This is a genomic window from Pseudomonas sp. GW821-FHT09H03 (genome assembly GCF_059415945.1).
In genome coordinates this window covers 99,109-117,510 of the sequence record NZ_JBWKOF010000002.1, presented here as the reverse complement: position 1 = coordinate 117,510, position 18,402 = coordinate 99,109, and the positions used below count along the sequence as shown (strand labels likewise).

12 protein-coding genes and 1 pseudogene are annotated in these 18,402 nt (G+C 56.2%); 7 read left to right on the top strand and 6 right to left on the bottom strand.

Features of this window, described 5'->3' with window-relative positions; genetic code table 11:
- Positions 1-313: 313 nt before the first annotated feature.
- Positions 314-1,798 carry a sodium/proline symporter PutP gene (gene putP, locus AC07OG_RS03200; protein WP_060542676.1) on the top strand — a complete coding sequence of 495 codons (1,485 nt, stop codon included), beginning with the start codon at positions 314-316 and terminating at the stop codon, positions 1,796-1,798.
- 145 nt (positions 1,799-1,943) lie between these two features.
- Here the strand turns inward: putP and AC07OG_RS03195 are convergent.
- Positions 1,944-2,265 (bottom strand): annotated as a pseudogene (locus AC07OG_RS03195) (DUF6124 family protein).
- Between the two features lie 345 nt (positions 2,266-2,610).
- Between AC07OG_RS03195 and AC07OG_RS03190 the strand changes: the two are divergent.
- From AC07OG_RS03190 to AC07OG_RS03165, 6 genes are all read left to right on the top strand, one after another.
- Positions 2,611-5,229 (top strand): VgrG-related protein, encoded by a 2,619-nt coding sequence (locus tag AC07OG_RS03190; protein WP_495066195.1) that lies wholly within the window; start codon positions 2,611-2,613, stop codon positions 5,227-5,229.
- Positions 5,216-5,647 (top strand): hypothetical protein, encoded by a 432-nt coding sequence (locus tag AC07OG_RS03185; RefSeq protein WP_495066194.1) that lies wholly within the window; start codon positions 5,216-5,218, stop codon positions 5,645-5,647. Before AC07OG_RS03190 ends, AC07OG_RS03185 begins: the two co-directional genes overlap by 14 nt.
- Positions 5,648-5,754: 107 nt before the next feature.
- On the top strand, positions 5,755-6,324 hold the full coding sequence (locus AC07OG_RS03180; protein WP_495066193.1) for a hypothetical protein: 570 nt from the start codon (positions 5,755-5,757) through the stop codon (positions 6,322-6,324).
- Positions 6,308-6,844: a hypothetical protein gene (locus tag AC07OG_RS03175; protein WP_495066192.1), complete on the top strand. Its 537-nt coding sequence runs from the start codon at positions 6,308-6,310 to the stop codon at positions 6,842-6,844. Before AC07OG_RS03180 ends, AC07OG_RS03175 begins: the two co-directional genes overlap by 17 nt.
- A gap of 267 nt (positions 6,845-7,111) precedes the next feature.
- Positions 7,112-8,326 (top strand): KPHS_23130 family T6SS system protein, encoded by a 1,215-nt coding sequence (locus AC07OG_RS03170; RefSeq protein WP_495066191.1) that lies wholly within the window; start codon positions 7,112-7,114, stop codon positions 8,324-8,326.
- Positions 8,327-8,547: 221 nt separating this feature from the next.
- Positions 8,548-9,384, top strand: coding sequence for a 23S rRNA (adenine(2030)-N(6))-methyltransferase RlmJ (locus tag AC07OG_RS03165; protein ID WP_060542682.1), 837 nt, complete (start codon positions 8,548-8,550; stop codon positions 9,382-9,384).
- 104 nt (positions 9,385-9,488) lie between these two features.
- Here AC07OG_RS03165 and msrA read toward each other — a convergent pair whose 3' ends face one another.
- From msrA to aceF, 5 genes are all read right to left on the bottom strand, one after another.
- A complete protein-coding gene (gene msrA, locus AC07OG_RS03160) occupies positions 9,489-10,136 on the bottom strand; it encodes a peptide-methionine (S)-S-oxide reductase MsrA (RefSeq protein ID WP_060542683.1) in 648 nt (215 codons plus the stop codon).
- 182 nt (positions 10,137-10,318) lie between these two features.
- Complete coding sequence (locus tag AC07OG_RS03155; protein ID WP_495066190.1) at positions 10,319-13,015, bottom strand: putative bifunctional diguanylate cyclase/phosphodiesterase; 2,697 nt, start codon at positions 13,013-13,015, stop codon at positions 10,319-10,321.
- A gap of 255 nt (positions 13,016-13,270) precedes the next feature.
- Complete coding sequence (locus AC07OG_RS03150) at positions 13,271-14,656, bottom strand: alkaline phosphatase D family protein (RefSeq protein WP_495066189.1); 1,386 nt, start codon at positions 14,654-14,656, stop codon at positions 13,271-13,273.
- Between the two features lie 288 nt (positions 14,657-14,944).
- Positions 14,945-16,222 (bottom strand): NHL repeat-containing protein, encoded by a 1,278-nt coding sequence (locus tag AC07OG_RS03145; protein ID WP_495066188.1) that lies wholly within the window; start codon positions 16,220-16,222, stop codon positions 14,945-14,947.
- Between the two features lie 219 nt (positions 16,223-16,441).
- Complete coding sequence (gene aceF, locus AC07OG_RS03140) at positions 16,442-18,400, bottom strand: dihydrolipoyllysine-residue acetyltransferase (RefSeq protein ID WP_060542687.1); 1,959 nt, start codon at positions 18,398-18,400, stop codon at positions 16,442-16,444.
- Positions 18,401-18,402 lie beyond the last annotated feature (2 nt).

Below are 18,402 nucleotides of genomic sequence, written 5' to 3'. Positions count from 1 at the left end.
TCTCTGCTTGGTGCTTTTTAGATAGGTTGGCGGTGGTTCTTGCTCCGAAAAGGAGCAAAAAAGCGGGTTTGAAGTTTATTTCAGACTCGGTGCAACTTATTCGCACGAAACAGGTTGCACCTTATTTGCTTTGTTGAATAGCATTCGCGCCCAAGGTGCAACCCGGTCGAAATCCGGGTGCTCCGGCCGATGGCTTTCCTGGGGAAACATCGGTCATAAATGCGCGGGATCCCGAATCGTCTGTCAAACGTCACCGTTTGCGCGCGGTTCACCAGCCGCCGCTACATAAAAACAAAGCCAGGGCGTCACTTAAATGAGCGTAAGCAATCCAACCCTGATCACGTTCGTGATCTACATCGCAGCAATGGTGCTGATCGGCTTGATGGCCTATCGCTCCACCAACAACCTTTCCGACTACATTCTGGGCGGCCGTAGCCTGGGCAGCGTCGTGACCGCGTTGTCCGCCGGTGCTTCCGACATGAGCGGCTGGTTGTTGATGGGCCTGCCGGGCGCCATCTACATGTCCGGTCTGTCCGAAAGCTGGATCGCTATCGGCCTGATCGTCGGTGCCTACCTGAACTGGCTGTTCGTCGCCGGCCGTCTGCGCGTGCAGACCGAGCACAACGGCGATGCGCTGACTCTGCCGGACTACTTCTCCAGCCGTTTCGAAGACAAAAGCGGCCTGCTGCGGATCATCTCCGCCGTCGTGATCCTGGTGTTCTTCACCATCTACTGCGCTTCCGGCATCGTAGCCGGTGCCCGTCTGTTCGAAAGCACCTTCGGCATGTCCTACGAGACAGCGCTGTGGGCCGGTGCTGCGGCGACTATCGCCTACACCTTTATCGGCGGATTCCTGGCTGTAAGCTGGACCGATACCGTACAAGCCACCCTGATGATCTTCGCGTTGATCCTGACGCCGGTTATCGTGCTGTTGGCCACCGGCGGCGTCGACACCACTTTCCTGGCCATCGAAGCGCAAGACCCAAGCAACTTCGACATGCTCAAGGGCACCACTTTCATCGGCATCATCTCGCTGATGGGCTGGGGTCTGGGCTACTTCGGCCAGCCGCACATCCTGGCGCGTTTCATGGCGGCCGACTCGGTGAAATCGATCGCCAAGGCCCGTCGCATCTCCATGGCCTGGATGATCCTGTGCCTGGGCGGCACCGTGGCCGTAGGCTTCTTTGGTATCGCTTACTTCTCGGCGCACCCTGAAGTGGCCGGTCCCGTGACCGAAAACCACGAGCGTGTGTTCATCGAACTGGCCAAGATCCTGTTCAACCCATGGATCGCCGGGGTACTGCTGTCGGCCATTCTGGCGGCGGTAATGAGCACCCTGAGCTGCCAGTTGCTGGTGTGCTCGAGCGCCCTGACCGAAGACTTCTACAAGACCTTCCTGCGCAAGTCCGCTTCCCAGGTTGAACTGGTCTGGGTGGGCCGCGCCATGGTGCTGCTGGTTGCCCTGATCGCCATCGCGATGGCGGCCAACCCGGAAAACCGCGTGCTGGGCCTGGTGAGCTACGCCTGGGCTGGTTTCGGTGCCGCGTTCGGTCCAGTCGTACTGATCTCCGTGATCTGGAAAGACATGACCCGCAACGGCGCACTGGCCGGTATCCTGGTTGGTGCGATCACCGTGATCGTGTGGAAACACTTCGAACTGCTGGGCCTGTACGAAATCATCCCTGGTTTCATCTTCGCCAGCCTGGCGATCTACATCGTCAGCAAGCTGGGCGCGCCGACTGCCGGCATGCTGCAGCGCTTTGCTGCTGCCGAGGCGGATTTCCGTCTGAACAAGTGATGGGGATGAGCTGAGGCTCTGATCTTTCGCTGCACATGAAACGGCCCGCTTCCTTTGGATGCGGGCCGTTTTCGTTCATAGCATCAGACGATTGTTAAAAGCATTCTGCGTAGCTGCTGCAATGGTGTTAGCTATGCCAAGACAGTCACTGCGGATCAAGTTGATCCAGTGCTCGATTTACCGCCAGTTCACCCAGCATGATCACCTGCGCAATCCCCAGCAGCGCGTTGCGCGGGGTCCCTTGCAAGATGGTCCGCCAGATCCGTGGACATCACGCTAGCCGATGCCAGTGACTCACATGCATATACCAGCAAAGTTGCTGTATCGAGTTCCGGATTGACTGTGAAGAAGGGGCTGGGGTTGTGCGGCGCGGCCATTATGCTGGCAGCCAACTGCGGTCTTAAGGGGTCAGAAGTGTTGTGTGGTGATGGCGAATCTGTCGGAGGATCGGGAGTTACCTTGACCATGATTTAGCTCTGAGCGAACCTGCTCGCAAAGGGCTCTGCCAGCGATTGCAGCGGTCCGAGGGAAGCCCACATCGCTAGGTCGACACGATCAAAGAAGTGGCCGTGCATGGACATCTTCTCAGCAAGAGATTTTCCTTACGGATTAAGCGCACTCAAGATTCGGAATCCTCCTACGAGCTCCGTGAAAACGTCCTATTTAAAACCAAGTCCGCTTAGCCAAAGCTCCTGTCCTCTGGCACCAGCATGCATTACGGCCCTACCTGACCGTCTCGGCACGGTCCGGGAAGGAGCAGCCATGCGTGCTGACTACCCCGTGAGAGCTGCCACACAAGGAGTGAACACAGCATGCGCGACTTGCTCATCTGGTTTTTTGGCACCGAGTCTTCATTTGGTCGCAAGGCAGGTTTAAATAGATCGGCCATGCAGAGCTCCCCGGCCCTGACCGCTGCGCAGCCCTTACCGGAAAAATCTCTGCCACAAGAGTCCTTGCAACCGCTGAAGAACTGGTGCCATCCGTTCAAGGACAGCCGTAACCCACTGGAGCAACTGACCCACCTGGCCAATGCTAATGCCGGTTACTACCCCCTCGGGCGCGGCGGACTGTGGCACGGCGGTGTGCATTTCGACAGCGGCACCGCCGGCACCCTGAAACAATCCAGCGTGCACTGCCTCGCCGACGGCGAAGTGGTGGCTTACCGCATTGACACCCATTCTCCGAAAACAACTTACACCGCCAACCAGCAAGCATCTGAGAACTCCTACTCACGCAACTTCGTGTTGGTGCGCCATCGTTTGCAACTTCCCAGAATCCAGGGCAAATCGGATGCGCCGCCGAGCCTGACTTTCTACAGCCTGTACATGCACCTGCAGGACTGGGCGGTGTATCGGGATTCCACACTCACCCGCCCGGGTTTCTGGCCCGAACGACCAACTCATCGCGTGAAGCAAGCCGTAAAGGATTTCCACCCGAGTACACCTGAGCAGTCAGGCCTGCAAGTAAGTCACAAGTGGCATGGCCAGATGATTGATCTCCTGCCGCGAGGCGCTGAGGTGAACATCAGTGGCACTGGGGAATTCCGCAAGTTGGAAAACACCTTGGGGCCGGCCGAACTGCTCAATGCCGACGGTTCTATCAAGGGGTACATCGCTGCCAGAGTGCTCAGAGACCAAGACCGCAAAGAGACTCGTGTCCAGTCATCGCAACCAAAGGTTTACGTCCGCTCTTCGCCGGTGATTACTAAAGACAACGTAATCTTCCAGCTGCCGACAGGATCAGATATGACGGTCAGTGGCACAGGCGAATTTCGCAAACTAGAACGCGTAAACCAATATGTGAAATTCGACGCGCTGGAAAACGCTATTGAGCCTGTAGCGGTTGATCAAGTGGTAGTGCTCGGTACCCCCGTCGCAGTCAAGGCGGGCGATCTGATCGGTCATCTTGGCCTGTATCACGACAACGGTACTGGCTTGCTGGAGGAAAGGCTCCACCTGGAAACCTTCAGCGGCGATGACGTTGAAGTGTTTATTGAAGCCAGTCGGGCCTGGGCCAAGCGCCTGCCGGAAAAAGACAAAACCTGGCTCAAGCTCGCCAAGGGTACGCCCGTAGTTTCGCCGGAGGGCAATCTCACCGTTGGCCAATTGGAAGCATCGAGGGCCTCCAGTCCGCTCAGTGCTGCCGACTTGCTCGTCCCCAAGACTCTGTTGGACAAATTACCGGCCAGTCACAAGCGACACATGCCCGCGAGTCCGCCCCGCAAGGCGTGCAACTGGTATTACCTGGAAGAACTGTTGCATGACACCAATAACACTCCGCTGAAGGGCTGGGTGCGCGAAGAAATCGGCGTCACGCCTTGTGTGAGCCCGTGGGCGTGGGAAGGCTACGATTTTATCTACGAATACGACGTTCCTCAGGAATTCCTGGCCTCTTTCCTTCGTACCATGAAAAAACTGAGCGAGTCGCAACTTGAACGCTTTGGGCCAATTGCGGATGAGGGTGACACGGGGCCGTTGAAGCAGCGGCTGTACGACATTATCGACCGCAACCGGGATGGCCGGATGACAGCTAAAGAGCTGCGAGCAGCAATCAGTCTGCCGGCCCACGCACAGGCGATTTCGCAGTTGATCGTTTGTTGTGACAGCGAGTGGTATTACAAGGAAGGCAAATGGGATCGGCTTGATGAATTGCTCGGCCATAGTGGCTCGACGCCGAACTTGAATTGGTTTCAGGAGAAGCGGCGAATCAGGCAGTTGAGTTGGTGGAGTGAGGTGGCGGAGCGGGTTGGGTTGCCAGGGCATGGAGAGGTTTATCACTTTCATCCGCTGGGTTTGACTGGGATGTTTGCTCGTGAAAGAAATGGATTGTGGGTGTTAGGCAAAACCTCTGAGCATTATGAGTCGGGAGGTCGAGGGCCTGGTGTTATTTCTACAGGAGGAGGTGATTATGGTGGTATCTCCTATGGAGTCTATCAAATGTCATCAAACATGGGGGTTGTTCAAAAATTCATCGAGCTTTCTGCCTACGCTCACGCATTTGTTGGATTGGATGCTGGAACTGCTGAGTTTAATGAGAAATGGAGAAGTATCGCAAATAGTTCACCTGAAGAATTTAGAGGTGCGCAGCATGATTATATTAAAGTTACTCATTACGACGTGCAGGTGAAAGAGATTTTGAGTGATATCGGGTTTCCTATTGATAATAAAGATGCAGCACTGAATGATATGGTGTGGTCGACTAGTGTTCAGTTTGGTCCGAGAACAAAATTAATTAAGCGGGCTCTGAATGGCTCAGTTATACCATCGCTCTCAGTGATTGAGATTATACGCGCAGTTCAAGATTATAAAATATCAAATAATTCTACTCTTTTTGCAAGCTCGCCTACATTGCAGTCAGGTCTGTTGGCGAGAGCAACCGACGAAAGAAGTAAGTTGCTTGATTTGGAGAAAAAGGCTTATGAGGTTGAATAATATTAGTGCGATATTCTGTGTGTTATTTTTGGGGATTTTCTCAGAGGTTAATGCGGCATACCAGAGAGGGCATGATTCAGTCTGGGAAAAGACAGGTCAAAAATACTCTGAATGTATCAATAAAGCCGAAGGTGTACATCCGGAGGTAATTAGCTGTATTCGCGGAGAAATAAGTCGTCAAGATAAAATCATTGAAAATAAAACTGCGGACGCGGCAAAAAATTTGCTTACTGCGGATCTCATTTCGTCTATTAATCAAAGTAAGCGAGCGTGGAAAAAATATGTGCGGGAGTCGTGCGGATTATACAGTGAATTGGGGGGGCAACGATCTGAGTTGCTAATAGAGAATTGCGTCTTGAAAGAGGTTATGTGGAGGGGTGTTTTTATTGATGATTTAATTAGTGAGGCTGATTTGTAGTGGCAATGCTTGCGTGGGTGGAGTAGGGGTAAGTCATTTTGTATTCGCTAGTGGCCATGTTTTCAGCTTTCCTGAATATTAAAAGACAAAAGTGGTGCTTTTTCTAGATGTTTACGGCTAACACAGATTGTCAGCGTCTCAGGAGTGCGCTGGTTAGATCGGATAAAGCTGCTCAGTTAGCATGGGCTAAAGAAATTCTTCGTACAAATGGAGCTGGATGGAAACAAGCCTTCAATTCATTGGGGAGTGAGCAAGAATTCCAGGAGATTCAACTTCGGGAGGCGGCTTCCTATCATTCAAATGTACAGCGCTGCATTAGAGATATGAGAGCAATATCACCTTCGATCATGAACGAGGTTAGTGTATTGACTTACGTAGCTCTCTATGATCTTTGTGTCCAGCAAGGAGGGTTGGAAAAAGGCAGTACATTACTTGAAGTTCGAAGCAGAGTAGACAGCGAGACACCGCTAACCCAGGAGCATTTATTAAAAATCTGCGTACAAGAAAGAGCTAAATCTGCCTTAACTCGATGGGCAGCTGACTGCATGAGCCGAAGAATGGGGATTATTCAGGGCGCTCCTTATTCGGCAACTCTTCAAGGAAATACGGCAAATCGTAACAATACGAATTTTCATCTGCTTGGGGAGGTTAAAGGAAAACATGTATGCGAATTATGATTACTCAATCAAAGCTGCATTTACCCTTGCCATGATCCTGTTTTGCGGTTTTTCGCTCGCACATGGCGGCAATGTACTTAGAGAGCACAAGGAGATAAAGGGCGTAGCATGCAATGCTTCCGGAGAGTGTGCATTAGATATTAGTGATACTGCTAAGCAAATAGTTTTGGCGTGTGAGACACCAAAGGTCGAGGTGACATGGAACCGTGCGAAACAGAACGCATTCCTCATTGCGTGTGATTGCGAATGCACTTCTCATGATAATGTTGGTTGGCTTGTAGATGAATATATGTCAACTGGTAAGTACAGGATTGGAAAGTTGGATTTAGGTAAAAAATACACCGTGGAAGAATTGCGTCGAACGGTGGGTGATATTCCGGATATCTTCCAGTCGCATCCTTTATGTGGAGAGCCTGATAATGAGCTTCTAAAGAAAAGTATTTTCGTTAATTTGCTCAAGCATCCTACTAGCAATGAAAGCTCTATACTGCTTTTCTCCGCTATATATTACGGAAGATGATGGGCTGCTGAAATTTAGAGGCCATAACGATGGTGGCGAATCAGGTGTGGTTCAGTTTCGTGAGAGTGATGGACCTACTATTTATGCAGAAATATTGAAGCTAGTAGATAATATAAAATATTAACACTCGTTCATTAAGTGTATCTCCGGCTTTTGGGTTTAACGAGCGCGCGATGCTTAAAGAGGTACTGGTTGCGCATGTCAATCCACGAAGTGTTATTGGCTGGAGAGTGATCGTGTTGATGTTAGAGTGAGGACGGTTTAGTTATGCCCGTTAGAATTGATCAGATCCCCAGTCCCGCGCCACGTCCTGACCCACCGCGTGCTTGGTTATGGTTCAGTCTGTTGATGGTGTTCTTGTTGCTTGGCGTTGGAGGAGTCGTATTATTTTGCGACCAAACTACTATTCAACAACCTTTTGAATTTTGGCTCCCGGCCATCGGAACTCCTTTCCTGGGCTGGTGCGTGCTGGGTTTCGGGCGTTTATTGCTTCACGTTGGTCAGCATTCTGTTGCCGATGGTTGGGATGATGCCCGGGAAAAGGATATGAGTCTTAAAGTTTCTCAGGGTCGGAACTCACTAAAAGTATTGGCAGCTAGCCTGTACACCGCAGTTCGAATTCCAGGTGAGCCCCCGACTCAGCAGCTCGATAATTTAATGGATGGAGTTACACCTTTGAGAGCGCAGCCAGCGAGGCAGGGCGCAGAGATATCGCGTCACACCCGTCTCGTCAGCGGTATCGATGGCGATCCCAGGCGAACGCTGCTGCGCATCTTGAAGTCAGTACTCGCCGATGTGTCGTCGGTTTTGGCTCAGCTTCCCGACGATCAGCCATTGGCTCTTTTGCTTGAAGTCGACACCGGTTTACCGGAGGAGCAATGGCGTCGAGTGTGGCGTCGCGCCTGGCGCGAATCGGGTATTCGTCAATCTTCCACCCCCCTCGAGGTCGGTGGTCTGACCGCAGTGGATCATTGGCTCGATCATCGTATCCAAGATCAGGCGTTGTTGTTGGTTGTCGCCTTGCAATTTGCTCCGAAGCTTCCCGCAGGCACAGCAGAAGTTGTTGCCGGACTGTTATTTGGAAATCAACTGACGCAAACCACTTTAGTACCTATCGCCCGCCTCCACCGTCCGGAACAAGAGCGTAAACCCACCGCTGATGATTTGGTTTACGCAACGCGCCAATCCCTCGATTGGGTACCGGTGGACGCGAATTCCATCGAGCAAGTCTGGCGGGTGGGTATCGATTCGCAACGACATGGCGCGATTGCAAGTGCCCTGGCTGGCGTTCCCATGGGCAAAGCAGGCGTGTGCAATCTTGATGAGTCGCTTGGCTTTCCAGGGTGCGCCTCACCTTGGTTGGCGATTGCTGCTGCGGCGCAAACAATACAGCGTGGCATAGGGCCGCAGTTCATTTTCAGTGGCAGCGTTGCTGATAATGGTCTTTGGGGAACAGTTTTGACACCTGTAGTGGTCAACTAACTCCAAACGCCTGGGTCGCAGGCTTGGATGTGCTGAAAGTGGTGGTTGGCGGTTGCTCGCGCGGTCTTCGGCGGGTGAAGGCGTCGTCACAAGATCAAGATCAAAAGATCGCAGCCTTCGGCAGCTCTACAGGGGGAGGAGGGCAGGTTTGCCACTCGGCTGCGAGCCCCTGACTTGCCGGCCGGTAAAAGGTAAACTTGCCGCCCTGCGCAGGAGCAACCATGAATTATCGTCACGCCTTCCATGCCGGCAATCACGCCGATGTGTTCAAACACCTGACCTTGACCCGCCTCATCGCCTTGATGTCGCGCAAGGAGCAGCCGTTCGCCTATCTCGATACCCATGCCGGGATCGGGCTGTATGACTTGCAGGGCGATCAGGCCAATCGTACCGGTGAGTACCTGGAAGGCATCGCGCGTTTGTGGGATCAGCCAGATCTGCCGTTGCTGACGGCGGATTACATGCAGGTGCTGCATGAGATGAACCCCGATGGCCAGTTGCGCTATTACCCGGGCTCGCCGGAGCTGGCGCGCCGTCTGACTCGCCCGCAGGATCGGGTCATGCTCAATGAGAAGCATCCGGAAGATGGCCTGCTGCTCAAGGACAACATGGCCGGTGATCGCCGGGTCAAGGTGCATTTGGGCGAGGGCTGGCATGTTCCACGTGCGATGTTGCCGGTGCAGGAGAAGCGTGCGGTGATGCTGATCGATCCGCCGTTTGAAAAGCTCGACGAGATGCAGCGCTGCGCCGCATCGTTGAAAGAGGCGATTGGCCGGATGCGTCAGACCGTGGCGGCAATCTGGTACCCGGTGAAGGATCAGCGCGCGTTGCGCCGTTTCTATCAGGATCTGGCCGGCACCGGTGCGCCGAAGTTGCTGCGGGTAGAGTTGCTGGTGCATCCGCTGGATACGCCGGACTGTCTGAATGGTTCCGGGTTGGCGATTGCCAATCCGCCGTGGGGGCTGGAGGAGGAGTTGCGCGAGTTGCTGCCGTGGTTGTCGGAGAAGCTTGGGCAGACCCAGGGTGGGTGGCGGATGGATTGGTTGATTGCCGAGTAATGCTCGGCCCGTAGGAGCCGGCTTGCCGGCGATGGCGCCCTAAAGGTCACCACTGGACCCATTGCCGCCATCGCCGGCAAGCCGGCTCCTACAAGTGCTTTGCGTCAGATCGGGCAAGTCACGCCCGTACCGCCAATCCCGCAGTAGCCTTCCGGGTTCTTGGCGAGGTACTGCTGGTGGTAGGCCTCGGCGAAGTAGACCGTTGGAGCTTCTTCGATTTCGGTGGTGATCTGGCCTTTGCCAGCCTTGGTCAGTTCGACCTGGAACACTTCTTTGCTGCGTTCGGCGGCGGCCAGTTGCGTCGGGTTGGTAGCGTAGATCACCGAGCGGTATTGGGTGCCGATATCGTTGCCCTGGCGCATGCCCTGGGTCGGGTTGTGCAGTTCCCAGAACATCTTCAGCAATTCTTCGTAGCTGACTTTTGCCGGCTCATAGACCACGAGCACCACTTCGCTGTGGCCGGTCAGGCCTGAGCAGACTTCTTCATACGTAGGGTTTGGCGTGAAGCCGCCGGCGTAACCCACCACGGTGCTGACCACACCTTCACGCTGCCAGAAGCGACGTTCTGCGCCCCAGAAGCAGCCGAGGCCGAAGATCGCAAAGTCGACATCGGTGGCGAACGGGCCCAGTAGCGGGGCGTCGTGGACGAAATGTCTTTCCGGTAGGTTCATCGGTGTTTCGCGGCCGGGCAGAGCTTGATCTTTAGTAGGAAGCACGTTTTTGTTCACCAGAATTTCCGAGCGCAGAACCATGATCAGTCCTCTCAGTCAGGTTGGGTTGTAAATAGTCAGAGCGTCAGTGTGCCCAATACCTGGCAGATGCGCACTACCCTTGTGGGAGCGGGCTTGTTCGCGAAGGCGGTTTATCAGGCACATTGATGTCGACTGACTTACCGCATTCGCGAGCAAGCCCGCTCCCACAGGGGATCTGTGTCTTACAGTGATATCGGGCCACGCGGGTAGCGCTTTAGCTTCTCGATCAGATCGGCGCCCGGGATCGGGCGGTCGAACAGGTAGCCCTGGCCGACGTCGCAGCGGTGACGGCGCAGGAACGACAACTGCTCGGCGGTTTCGATGCCTTCAGCTACGACCTTGAGTTTCAGGTTGTGGGCCATGGCGATCACCGCGGAGGTGATTTCCATGTCGTCCTGATTGTCCGGGATTTCGTGAATGAAGCTTCGATCAATCTTGATGATGTCGATGGGGAATTTTTTCAAGTAGCTGAGCGACGAGTAACCGGTGCCGAAGTCGTCCATGGCCAGGGTCAGGCCCAGGCGTTTGAGCTGGTCGAGTTGCAGGTGGGTGTCTTCGGTGGCTTCCAGCAACAGGCCTTCGGTCAGTTCCAGCTCCAACAGGTGCGCCGGCAGGGCTTCCTCCTTGAGGATGTTGGCAATGGAGGCAACCAGTTCCGGATCGGAGAACTGCTTGGGCGACAGGTTGATCGCCACCTGCAGGTTGCCCAGGCCGGCGGCGCTCAGCGCTTTGCTCATGCGGCAGGCCTGGCGGGCGATCCACTTGCCGATGGGAATGATCAGGCCGGTTTCTTCGGCGACGCTGATGAACTGATCCGGGCGGATCATGCCCTTTTCCGGATGATCCCAGCGCAGCAGTGCTTCCATACCCAGCAGGCGACCGCTGCGCAGACACAGTTTGGGTTGGTAGAACACGTCGAGTTCGTTCTGGGTCAGTGCGCGGCGCAGGTTGTTTTCGACGAACAGCTTGTAGCTGGCCTCGGCATTCAGTGCTTCAGTGAACACCTGCACCTGATGTTTGCCGTTGGCCTTGGCTTTGTGCAGTGCCAGGCCGGCGTTACGCATCAGGGTCTGCGGGTCACGTCCGTGCAGCGGCGCGCAGGCCAGGCCTACGGAGCCGGTGACACTGATTAACTGGTTGTCGACGAACATCGGCTTATCGAGGGTGGCCAGTAACTGATTGGCGACCTGCTGGCCTGACGAGGGATCGCTGTCGTCCAGCAGCACGGCGAATTCATTACTGGCGAAGCGCGCCAGGCTGCCGCTCGAGACCAGGCTGTTGCGCAAGCGTCGGGCCAGGCTGATCAGCAGTTTGTCGCCGGTCTGGTGGCCGAGGCTGTCGTTGATCCGCTTGAAGTTGTCGATGTCCACCAGCAACAGGCTGATTGGCGCATCGCTGTCCCGGGCGAAGCGTTCATCGAGGTTGCGGATGAAGGCAGGGCGGTTACCCAGGTTAGTCAGGTTGTCGGTGTAGGCCAGGCGCTCGATGCGTTGCTGGGCGAGTTTGGTCTGGGTGATGTCTTCGTAGATGCCGATGTAGTGGGTCAGTTCGCGGTTGTCGCCATAGACCTTGGAAATCGACAACTGGCCCCAGTAGGGTTCGAGGTTCTTGCGCCGGCTCTTGAATTCGCCCTGCCAACTGTTGCTTTTGGCCAGCGCCGAAGGCGCGTCGAACAGCAGTTCGCTGAGGTTCTCCAGGGCGGGCAGTTCCGACAGGCGCTGGCCGTGGACTTCATCGGTGGTGTACTGGGTGATCGCGGTGAAACTTGGGTTGACGTACTCCACCACGCCGTCGCAGTTGACCAGTAGAAAGGCGTTGGCGCTTTGCTCGACTGCCCGCTGGAACAGGTACAGGGCGCTGGTGGCGGTGCGGCGGTTGTGGTTGCTGATGACCTGGGCGAACTGATCGGCCAGTTCGCCAGCAAAGGCGATTTCGTCAGATTGCCAGGCGCGGGTGGCGCCGTTTTGTTCGAGGCAAAGCACGCCGACCACCTGACCATCGACGCGGACACTGGCGTCGAGCATGGCGTTGACATCGCGCGGGCGCAGGCTTTCGGCTATTTCCCGGGTGCGCGGGTCGCGCATGGCGTTGTGGGCGTCGATGGCGCGGCCGGTGTGCAAGGCATCGAGATAGTCGGGGAAGTCGCTGACGTCGATCGGTTCCGGTAACTGGTACTCGTGGGTTGCACGGTGATAGGCCGAGATTGGCATCAGCCTTGAGCCTTCGAGATTCCACAGGCTGGCACAGTCGATCTGGTAAATGTCGCAAGCACTGCGCGTGATCAGTTCGGCGGCTTCTTGCAAGGAGTTGTTGCTGCTGTAGCGTTGACGGGTCAGCAGCAGGATCAGGTCTTGCTGAGCGCGCACCCGGTCAAGATGCTGCAACTGCTCCTGCTGGGTACGCTGGTTGAGCTCCAGGGCGATCTGCAAGCGCGAGTTCTGGGTTTCCAGGTCCAGGGCGGTCTGCAGCGGGTTATCCTCGAACAGGCCGCCGATCACCATCAGATAGCCACGCAACAGGTGTCGATTGTGTTGTTTGTAGGCTTCGCCCATCTCCAGGAGGTTCAGGGAGCCTGAGGGCGTGTGCAGGTTATAGTGGATCAGGTAGTGCGTGCTTTCGCTCAACTGTTGCTGGATTGCGTCGTGCAGTTGATAACGAACTTGCGGCTCCATCAGGCTGGCGTAGGGCGAGTCTACCAAGGCACAGAGGTCCACCGCCGGCAGGCCGAACTGCCGTTCGCAGTTGGGATCGAGAAACAGCAGTGCCCAGCTAGGTTCATTCAGCCGTTCGAAACGCAGCATGCCGAGCCGCGAGGGCACAGGCAATTGCGTCACTACCTCGGCCACCATACGGCTGGCGGCATCGGGTTGGCTTTTCATGGAGGGAACTCGCTTCGAATGTGCTGATAGCGCCGGGCTCACGCCCTCTCGATTATTGCGTGCGGCAAGGTTGCATCATTGCGACACCGACTTACAAGAGACATGAAGGCCAAGTGCTATAAGAATATGTCGGCAGGGGCGAAGATTTCTTCAGTAGGGGGCTGAAAGTAAGTGCCGGCCCATGAAAGATCGCAGCCTGCGGCAGCTCCACATGGAGCGCATTCCAGTGTGGGAGCTGCCGCAGGCTGGGATCTTTTATCGCAACGAAATGCTGGTCGATTGCAAAAGTCCGCCATTGCGATCGTGATAATTCACCTGAATGTGCCCGGCCTCTACCACCAGGTGGGCAAAGTTGTCCTGGCTGATCACCGGGCTGGTCAATTCATGCTGATAGTCACCTGTGGCCGTCCGTGCCAGCGGTTGGTCGAGGATAAAAGAGGATTGCGTGGCGTAGGGCAGCAATTTGCTGTTGCACAGGGGCGATGACACGATGGTGTGAACTTCGAAATCCGCATCGGCACTGTGCTTCAGTCGGCTGGTCAGGGAGCCATGAACATCGCCCGAAATGAAGATGACATTCTTTACGTGGTGCTCGCGGATCGTCTCCAGCAGGCGCAGGCGTTGTTGCGCAAAGGCTTTCCAGGCATCGCCATCGAGAATTTTCCGGTCCGGGTAAAACATGACGCTGGTGACCACGAATTTAACCCGGGCCGGGCTGTTGATCAGCCAGGTGCACAGCGCCTGTTCCTGTTCTGCATCAAGAATGCGTCGATCATCGGCACTTAAATTTCGGCGTGTGCGGCTGTCGGTTACAAACCATTCGATATCCCCTTCGAAGATCTGATACCAGTACTTATCCAGCTTTTTGTTTATTTGTCCGTCTGCGCAAAGTTCGTGGGCGGGACCATGGCTGGCCTGATATATCTCATAGGCTTTCAGAGCGTTGAGATATAAAAGATCATCGCTTTTGCTTTTGTTGGCCGGCCAATTGTCTTCTATCTCGTGATCATCGAGGATCATATAGGTTGGCAGGCTGGACATTAAATCGGCGATCCTGGGTTGCGAGAAGGCCACGCGATATTTTTGCAGGATGTCCTTGAGCTTGCGGTCTGGCGCGAAGACGTTCAGGTCATCGACGTAGATCTGGTCGCCGGTCATCACCAATGCGCTGACAGGCGGGTCGGCGAGTTCCGCCAGGCGTGACATCGACGCGAAGATCCTGTCTCCCAGATGCGGTGCCGCGGCAATGCCCGCGGTCATGCGCAGGTAACGGCAGGAACCGGTGAGGTAGGCGCGGGGCCGGGTTGGTTGAGTGGAGCGGGTGCGAAAACGATAGATCTGTTGCGGCCAGTGCAGAGGCGACTCCTCCGCGGGAGGTGTCGGGTGCATGGATTTGAACCAGCCCGCCTGATATTCATAGACGGTATCGGCACAAAGCCCGTTCAGTGCGATGACTTCGGACATGTCGTGCGCAGGTTCGAGCCTGGTAAAAACACCCGGCGACCAAAGAACTTCGCCGCGGCGCCGATAACGAATCCCGGCATATGCCAGGGTGTTCTTTTGTACTTCGCCGCGCAAGAAAATGCGTGCATGATTAATTGTCGTATGACCAATGATTGGGCCAACTGTCGGTTTAAGCATGTTTGAGTCCATTCGGTTTATGCTGATTAGGCAAATGATGTTGTTCTCGGCCGTAGTTAATAACCGTTGAATGATCCTAGTTATTTGACCTTGAAAAATGTCGAGCCGAAATGGATTCGATTTGTGGGCGAAGTCAGCCACAAATGTAAGAAAACGGTTTTCTTCAGGGCAAAAAAAGCCCCGCCAAATTGGCGGGGTTGAGAGACAAGCGTGGTGCTGTCGTTCAGCTTGATGAACGGCCTCGGCCCCACGCAGATGCTAAGGAAACGCTCGAAAAGGATTCAAGACTCAGGCGTCCAGTTCGTAGCGTCGTACCGAACCCGCCGAGTTATCAGCCTGCCCGCCGACTGCGAGCAACCGGGTACCGGAGCTCAGGAGAATGTCCCAGAAACTTCCCTCCTGCTCTTCGAACAAACCATGAGTGCCAAAGTTTGTATCGGGTTGGCCATTGGCAAGGTAGCGGGCCAGAACACCATGAAATCGTGGCCCTGGCGAGATGACCTGGCCGGCACACAGGATCAAATTATCGGGGTCCGCTTGTACGCGCTCGAAACGAAAGGTGCGGGTGTCGGCCGGGGTAAGTACAGGCTCGAAGCTCTGGTCGATCCATCCGTCAGCGGTAAACCCGACCGCCCAGCCGGCAGTAGCCTGCTGGTCGGTCAAAAAATAGCCAGAAGCGAGCAATTTTTCATCCGGTGTCGGGGTCAGTGACAGGAAGGCGCGTTTGCCAGGTATGTCCGTGAAGCCCGCTACGCCGAATGACAGGTCGGGTTCACCGTCCAGGGTCAGGGCTGCCAGCAATGCGCCTGCTCTATGCTGACCGGCCAATACGAGGCGTGGTTCGAGGCTGCCCACAACCTGCGCGATGACTCCATTCAATTGGCAGGGGCCGTTATTGTAAGTGATCTCGGTGTAGCCTTTGCCGTGAAATCCGGTATCAAGTTTGCCGTTCTGGGCCAGGCGGATCAGAACGGTCCTGGCCGGTTCGTCGAACCAATTGTCGACCACGAAAGGAATCAGTATTTGGCCCTTGGGAGTCACGATGGGTGATGAGCTGTGGTTGCCATTGCGAGCCCCACTGCGTGCCATTGAGGTCCGGGCCGCGGTTTTTCCAGAGGAGCCCAGCTCGACGATGGTCACGCCCTCGGTGCCGAAAGTACGGTCACGTTGCCCATTGCTCAGGTACATGGCGAGCCCTGGAATGAACTCATCCTCATCGTCGATCATGGCTGTCAGCAGCAGTCGACCGTCAGGCATCAATTGAATATTGATACCGTCGCTGTTGCGTTCATCATCGAAATTTTCAGCGACATGGCCACCGCTACCAAAACTCCGGTCCAGACTGCCGTCCTCATTCAAAGCGATCAGCAGGGCATGGCCGGCGTAGCTACTGACGAGCACCATTGAGCGATCAGGGCGCATAACCACCCCATAGATGGACGAGGCAGACACCCCATTGCCCAGCAGTGCTGCGTTGCACACAACCGTGCCGAGGGTGCCGAAGGTCGTATCCAGGCGTGGAGTGGAGAGGGGGGTGGTGCTGATGGGTTCAAGTGGGACTTGCATGTCTATCATCCTTGTTAGTGGGGCAAAGTTTTGCCCTGTTAATGGATGAAACGACAAAAAGGCTGAAGCGCTCAACTCTCAGAAATACCAGTTTTGGTCTTTTGGAGTGGCCTTGGAAACAAAAAAAAGCCCCGCCAAATTGGCGGGGTTGAGGTACGAGCGTGGCGCTCGGAAACGTGGAACACGACGGGCCCTCCGGTGAAGGAGGGCCGGCCGGTATTACAGCAGCATGGTGCGGATGTCGCCCAGCAGGTCGCTCAGACGCTTGGTGAAGCGTGCAGCAGCGGCACCGTTGATCACGCGGTGATCGTAGGACAGCGACAGGGGCAGCATCAGTTTCGGCTGGAAGGCTTTGCCGTCCCAGACTGGCTGGATGGTTGCCTTGGAAACACCGAGGATCGCCACTTCCGGCGCGTTGACGATCGGCGTGAAGCCGGTGCCGCCAATGTGGCCGAGGCTGGAAATGGTGAAGCACGCGCCTTGCATCTCATCCGACGAGAGCTTCTTGGTCCGGGCTTTTTCAGCCAGGGAAGCAGCCTCGGCGGCCAGTTGCAGCAGGCTCTTCTGGTCGACGTTCTTGATGACCGGTACCAGCAGGCCATCCGGGGTGTCGACGGCGAAACCGATGTTCACGTACTTCTTGCGGATGATCGCCTTGCCGCTTGGTGCCAGCGAACTGTTGAAGTCCGGCAGTTCCTTGAGCAGATGCGCGCAGGTCTTGAGCAGCAGTGGCAGGATGGTCAGCTTGACGCCAGCCTTCTCGGCCACGGCTTTCTGGCCGACGCGGAACGCTTCGAGTTCGGTGATATCCGCCGAGTCGAATTGCGTCACGTGCGGCACGTTCAACCAGCTGCGGTGCAGGTTGGCGGCGCCGACCTGCATCAGCCGGGTCATCGGCACTTCTTCGATTTCACCGAAGCGGCTGAAGTCCACGACCGGAATCGGCGGGATGCCCGCGCCACCGGTTGCGCCAGCAGCAGCGGCCGGTGCTTCCTTGGCCTTCTGCATCATGGCTTTGACGTAAACCTGCACGTCTTCTTTCAGGATGCGACCGTGCGGACCGCTGGCGCCAACGGCACTCAGCTCGACGCCGAATTCACGGGCCAGTTGGCGCACTGCCGGGCCGGCGTGAACCTTGGCGCCTGGTTTGGCTGGAGCAGCAACCGGAGCGGCAGCAGCAGGTGCAGCGGCAGCCGGAGCAGCAGCGGCTGGCGCAGGAGCGCTCGCAGCAGCGGCAGGTGCCGGGGCAGCAGCAGGCGCCGCGCCTTTGACTTTCAGCTTGAGAATCAGGTCGCCGGTGCCGACTTCGTCATCGAGCTTGACGGAGACGCTTTCCACCACACCCGCGGCAGGCGATGGGATTTCCATGCTCGCCTTGTCGGATTCCAGGGTGATCAGCGACTGGTCGGCTTCAACGGTGTCGCCGGCCTTGACCAGTACTTCGATGATCTTGGCCTTGCCCGCCGAACCGATATCCGGAACGTGGATGTCCTGAACGCTATCGGCAACCGGTGCAGCAGGAGCGGCGGCCGGTGCCGGAGCAGTGGCGGCAGGAGCAGCGGCCTGAGCAGGAGCAGCGGCAGCAGCCGGCGCCGCAGCGCCCGCCACTTCCAGATCCAGAATCAGGTCGCCGGTGCCGACTTCGTCGTTGAGCTTGACGCTGATGGCCTTGACCACGCCAGCGGCAGGCGACGGGATTTCCATGCTGGCCTTGTCGGACTCCAGGGTGATCAAAGATTGATCAGCTGCGACGGTGTCGCCGACCTTGACCTGGATCTCGATGATCTGGGCCTTGCCCGACGAACCGATGTCCGGCACGTGCACTTGCTGAACCGAAGCGGCAACCGGCGCAGCAGCAGGAGCGGCCGGCGCTGGAGCAGCGGCCGGTTTCTCTTCGGCTTTGGCGGCTGGCGCAGCGGCGGCCGCTGGAGCTGCAGCAGCGGCACCTTCGACTTCCAGCTCCAGCAGTTCGTCGCCTTCTTTCAGGCGATCGCCCAGCTTCACTTTCAGGCTCTTGATGATACCGGCCTTCGGCGCAGGCACTTCCATGCTCGCCTTGTCCGATTCCAGCGTCAGGATGCTCTGGTCGGCTTCAATACGGTCGCCGACCTTCACAAACAGTTCAATTACTTCACCTTCACCGCTGCCGATGTCAGGTACGCGAATGAGTTCGCTCACAG

What these genes read in the sequence shown, in the direction of transcription:
- AC07OG_RS03155 (WP_495066190.1), bottom strand. Translation starts at nt 13,015, where the DNA reads ATGAAAAGCCAACCCGATGCCGCCAGCCGTATGGTGGCCGAGGTAGTG.
- putP (WP_060542676.1), top strand. Translation starts at nt 314, where the DNA reads ATGAGCGTAAGCAATCCAACCCTGATCACGTTCGTGATCTACATCGCA.
- AC07OG_RS03190 (WP_495066195.1), top strand. Translation starts at nt 2,611, where the DNA reads ATGCGCGACTTGCTCATCTGGTTTTTTGGCACCGAGTCTTCATTTGGT.
- AC07OG_RS03175 (WP_495066192.1), top strand. Translation starts at nt 6,308, where the DNA reads ATGTATGCGAATTATGATTACTCAATCAAAGCTGCATTTACCCTTGCC.
- AC07OG_RS03185 (WP_495066194.1), top strand. Translation starts at nt 5,216, where the DNA reads ATGAGGTTGAATAATATTAGTGCGATATTCTGTGTGTTATTTTTGGGG.
- AC07OG_RS03150 (WP_495066189.1), bottom strand. Translation starts at nt 14,656, where the DNA reads ATGCTTAAACCGACAGTTGGCCCAATCATTGGTCATACGACAATTAAT.
- AC07OG_RS03145 (WP_495066188.1), bottom strand. Translation starts at nt 16,222, where the DNA reads ATGCAAGTCCCACTTGAACCCATCAGCACCACCCCCCTCTCCACTCCA.
- AC07OG_RS03180 (WP_495066193.1), top strand. Translation starts at nt 5,755, where the DNA reads ATGTTTACGGCTAACACAGATTGTCAGCGTCTCAGGAGTGCGCTGGTT.
- AC07OG_RS03170 (WP_495066191.1), top strand. Translation starts at nt 7,112, where the DNA reads ATGCCCGTTAGAATTGATCAGATCCCCAGTCCCGCGCCACGTCCTGAC.
- AC07OG_RS03165 (WP_060542682.1), top strand. Translation starts at nt 8,548, where the DNA reads ATGAATTATCGTCACGCCTTCCATGCCGGCAATCACGCCGATGTGTTC.
- msrA (WP_060542683.1), bottom strand. Translation starts at nt 10,136, where the DNA reads ATGGTTCTGCGCTCGGAAATTCTGGTGAACAAAAACGTGCTTCCTACT.